Source organism: Pseudomonas sp., assembly GCF_049590575.1.
Lineage (GTDB): Bacteria > Pseudomonadota > Gammaproteobacteria > Pseudomonadales > Pseudomonadaceae > Aquipseudomonas.
The window spans coordinates 1-4,056 of record NZ_JBAWDE010000236.1 but is presented as its reverse complement, the minus strand read 5'-3'; the positions used below and the strand labels follow the sequence as shown (position 1 = coordinate 4,056).

The 4,056-nt window shown below is 63.4% G+C and carries 5 protein-coding genes; all 5 read left to right on the top strand.

Annotated elements, in window-relative coordinates; genetic code table 11:
- Positions 1-732 (top strand): peptidylprolyl isomerase (locus WBR57_RS16220; RefSeq protein WP_424084691.1); only part of this gene is annotated, 732 nt, incomplete at its 5' end.
- A gap of 51 nt (positions 733-783) precedes the next feature.
- Positions 784-1,761 (top strand): LysR substrate-binding domain-containing protein, encoded by a 978-nt coding sequence (locus WBR57_RS16215; protein ID WP_424084690.1) that lies wholly within the window; start codon positions 784-786, stop codon positions 1,759-1,761.
- 104 nt (positions 1,762-1,865) lie between these two features.
- Positions 1,866-2,420, top strand: a complete 555-nt coding sequence (locus WBR57_RS16210; RefSeq protein ID WP_424084689.1) for a histidine phosphatase family protein — start codon at positions 1,866-1,868, stop codon at positions 2,418-2,420.
- Between the two features lie 45 nt (positions 2,421-2,465).
- Positions 2,466-3,221: a precorrin-6A synthase (deacetylating) gene (gene cobF / locus WBR57_RS16205; RefSeq protein WP_424084688.1), complete on the top strand. Its 756-nt coding sequence runs from the start codon at positions 2,466-2,468 to the stop codon at positions 3,219-3,221.
- A gap of 11 nt (positions 3,222-3,232) precedes the next feature.
- Entirely contained in the window at positions 3,233-3,952 is a 720-nt protein-coding gene (locus WBR57_RS16200; RefSeq protein ID WP_424084687.1) for an alpha/beta hydrolase, read from the top strand.
- The last annotated feature ends 104 nt before the right edge of the window (positions 3,953-4,056 follow it).

Genomic DNA, 4,056 nt, shown 5'->3' with positions numbered 1-4,056 from the left:
GCCGAGTCCCGCGAGCAACTGCGCGGCAACCGCGGCGCGCTGGAAACCTGGCTGCGCTCACGCCTGGCGCAAAAGGCGGTGCTTGAACAAGCCGACGCCCAGGGCTGGCGCCAGCGCCCAGAGGTGGAGCAGCAGACCCGCGCAGCCACCGAGCAGATTGTGTTTCGCGACTACCTGTTGTCGGTCAGCCAGGTACCGGCGGATTACCCCAGTGCCGCCGAGCTGCAACAGGCGTACGACAGCGGCAAGGCGCAATGGGTAACCCCGCCGCTGTACCGGGTAAGCCAGATTTTCCTGGCGGTGAATGACCCGCAAAACCTCGACACGGTGCGCCGCCAGGCCCAGGAACTGAGCAGTCGCGCCCAAGCCGCACCGGCTGATTTTGCAGCCTTGGCCACGCAGTTCTCCCAAGACCCGGAGACCGCCGCGCGCGGCGGCGATTCAGGCCTGCAACCGTTGCAGCAGCTGGTGCCGCCGGTGCGTGACGCCGTGTCGCGCCTGAAGACCGGTGCGGTATCGGACGCGGTGCAGAGCGCGGCGGGGTTCCATGTGCTCAAGCTTACCGGCCAGCAACCGGCGCGCACGGCCACCCTCGATGAACTGCGCCCACGCCTGACCGAGGCGCTGCGCGCCCAGCGCCAGGAACAGATTGCCAAGGCCTATCTGGAAGGCATGCTTAACACCGCGACCTTGAGTATCGACGGTGCCGAGTTGAACAAAGTGCTGGAGTAACACGCGTCAACCCGCATTGGATGCACAGACCGACAAGACAGGGAGTCTCCCATGGCATTACTTGAACCGTCCGGCCAGCAAGGGCCGGCCGCCTATCGCGCACCTTCGGCGTCGCGCAGCAACTGGTTGGCCGTGGCCAACGAGATCGACCCGGAGGTGGTGCGCTACTTTCTGGTGAGTGCGCGCTGCGGCTGTTTCATGCAGGCGGCGCGCAGCTTGAACATTAAGGCTACGTTGCTGCGCAAGCGCCTGGCGCAACTGGAGGAACAGGTGCGCCATTCACTGTTCAGTTACCAGGGCAATGGCCTGGTACTCAGCCGCGATGGCCAGCAATTGCAGGCGCAACTCGTCGCCCTGGCCCATGCCCGGCGCCTGCCGGTGGTGGAGCAGCCGCTGATCCGCCTGGCGGTGGCCGCGCCGATCCTGCACGACATCCTGGGGCGCGACCTGATCGCCTTGCTGCGTCGCAACGCCAGCGTGCGCCTGGAGATTATCTCCCTTGATAGCCAAATGTCCTTGCAGGCGGTGGAGGCGGATGTGGTGCTGTGGCTGTCGGACAGCGACGGCCCGGCGCCTGGGCCGAGCTTCGCCACCGAGCCGCCCAGGCCTTTGGCGCGCCTGCAGTATCTGCCGCATATTGCCAAGCGTTATTCACGGCTGACCACGCGCCCGGACAGTCTGGAGGACCTGGATGACTACATGCTGGTGCAATGGCAGCCGGACGCGCAGGTTGGCGCCTTGCAGCCCTGGAACCAAGTGGTGCAGCAGCGCCTGGCGGCGGTGGTGCAGGTGCATGATTATTCGCTGATGCTGGAGATGATCCGCTGCGGGGCCTGCATCGGGTTGTTGCCGCATTACATGAGCAGCTTTGACCGCGGGCTGGTGGGCTTGCCGGGGTTGTTGGCCGACAGTATGCAGCGTCAGGTGTGGTTGGCGGTGAATGCACAGGTGCAGCATGCCGAGGCGGTGCAGATGATGGTCGAGTTGATCGTGGGGACGTTCGAGGGGCGGCGGGAGTGGTTTGAATAAGGTTTTTGTCGGACGTTGCGGGAGGGGCCTTGCTGTTCGTTGTAACATGTCGAAACAGCTTCGCCAGTCGATGCCGATCGCGCCCCGAAACAGAGTGAATAGTCATGCAGGCCACCCGTTTGACCCTCATTTGCCATGCCCTCACGCCCGCGCAAAAACACGGGCGATTTCCCGACGACGAGTCGGTGGCGATGGATTGGCAAAATGCGGCGTTATCCCTGGCCGGGCGCTACAAGCAGCACCTGCGCCTGGTGAGCGCGCCGGAGGCAAGGGCCCGGCAGACGGCGGGTTTGTTCGGCGCGGATGCGCTGATTGAAGAGGCCTTGCGCGACGCAGATTTTGGCGCCTGGAAAGGCCAGGCCATCGCTCGACTCGACAATGACGCACTGCAGGCCTGGATGACAGACAGCGCCAGCACGCCCCACGGTGGCGAGTCGGTGGAGCAGGTTTGCGCACGTGTGGCGCAATGGATGAAAACCCTCGAAACCCAGCCTGGGCACGTAGTGGCCATCACCCATCCCTTTGTCATCCGCGCCGCGATGCTGTACGTCTTGCAGTTCCCGGTGTCGATGTTCTACCGAATCGACGTCGAACCACTGTCCGCCACCGAGTTGCGCTTCAACAATGTCTGGCGCCTGCGCCTGGAAACTCACGCCTAGCCGCGTGAACATGGCAAAATCCACGCCCCGCAATGAGAGCACCCCATGAAACGCATCCTGATCATCGGCATTGGCGCCGGCAACCCTGACTACATCACGATGCAGGCCGTGAAAGCGCTGAACCGCACCGACGTGTTTTTCCTGATGGACAAGGGCCAGAGCAAAGACAAGCTGATCGACCTGCGCCGCGAGATCTGCGAAACCTACATCACCGAGCCGGGCTACCGTTTCGTCGAGGCCGAATGCCCCGAGCGCGTACGCGGTGACATCGACTACACCACGGCCGTACGCGACCTCAACCGCGACAAGCAGCAGACGTTCGAACGCATGATCACCGAGGAAATGGCCGACGGCGAAGTCGGCGCGTTCCTGGCGTGGGGCGACCCGGCGCTGTACGACAGCACCATCCGTATCCTGCAGGCGATCCTGGCCAGTGGCCGCTGCACCTTCGAGTTCGAAGTGATCCCCGGCATCACCAGCGTGCAGGCCCTGGCGGCCCAGCACAAAGTGCCGTTGAACCGCATCGGCAAATCCATCGAAATTACCACCGGGCGCCGGCTGGCGGCGGGGCAGGCGAGTGACGCCGATACCCTGGTGGTGATGCTCGACGCCGAAGATTCCTACCGGACCGTGGCCGACCGGGACCTGGATATCTACTGGGGCGCCTACCTGGGGACGCCGGATGAAATCCTGATCAGCGGCAAAGTCAGCGACGTGGCGGAAGAAATCCAACGGGTGCGCAAGGCGGCGCGCCTGGACAATGGCTGGATCATGGACACTTATTTGCTGCGTAAACCCTGAGGTAACGACCCATGCTCAAACTGTTGACCCTGGCGCTGAGCCTGCTGGCCGGCGCGGCCCAGGCCGATGCGACCCTGCACACCGACTTGCCGTTGTCATACCTGGAACAGACCCAGGGCGAGGCGCGCAACCAGCCACTGGTGATTTTCCTGCATGGGTTCGGCAGCAACGAGGAAGACTTGTTTGGCATCAAGGACGCGTTGCCCTCCACCTGGACCTACCTGTCCGCCCGCGCGCCAATGCCGGTGGACCCGCACGGGTTTCGCTGGTTTACCAAGACCCTCGACGACGCCGATTACAACGGCGAGACCGCCGACCTGCAACGCAGCGCCGCGCTGATCGCAGACTTTGTGACCCAGGCCACCGCCAAATACCACACCCAGCCCGATCGTGTGTTCCTGGTGGGTTTCAGCCAGGGCGCGATCATGTCCTACGAGGTCGGTTTGCGTCAGCCACAGCGGGTTCGCGGGATCGCGGCGTTGAGTGGCAGCGTGTTGCCGGTGCTCAAGGCCGAGCTGAAGCCGGATGAGCGCCTGAACAAACTGGCGATTTTTATCGGCCACGGTACGTTGGACCAGGCCCTGCCGTATGCGTCGGCGACGCGCGCGAATGAGGTGCTGACCGGGTTGGGGCTGAAACCGGAGTTTCATGGTTATCGGGGGATGAACCACACGGTCAGCGAGGCAGAGGTCGAAGACCTGAAGGCCTGGCTGGAACAAAGCCTGAAGTAGGCACGGTCAAAAAATGTGAAAAAGGGGTGTTTGCAATAGCACCGCAACGCCAAATCCTGCTGATGTATGAGATCGAACGTGGGAGCGGGCTTGCTCGCGAATGC

Bases quoted from the DNA above. Each gene is read 5' to 3' on its own strand.
- WBR57_RS16200 (WP_424084687.1), top strand. From the start codon at position 3,233: ATGCTCAAACTGTTGACCCTGGCGCTGAGCCTGCTGGCCGGCGCGGCC.
- WBR57_RS16215 (WP_424084690.1), top strand. From the start codon at position 784: ATGGCATTACTTGAACCGTCCGGCCAGCAAGGGCCGGCCGCCTATCGC.
- cobF (WP_424084688.1), top strand. From the start codon at position 2,466: ATGAAACGCATCCTGATCATCGGCATTGGCGCCGGCAACCCTGACTAC.
- WBR57_RS16210 (WP_424084689.1), top strand. From the start codon at position 1,866: ATGCAGGCCACCCGTTTGACCCTCATTTGCCATGCCCTCACGCCCGCG.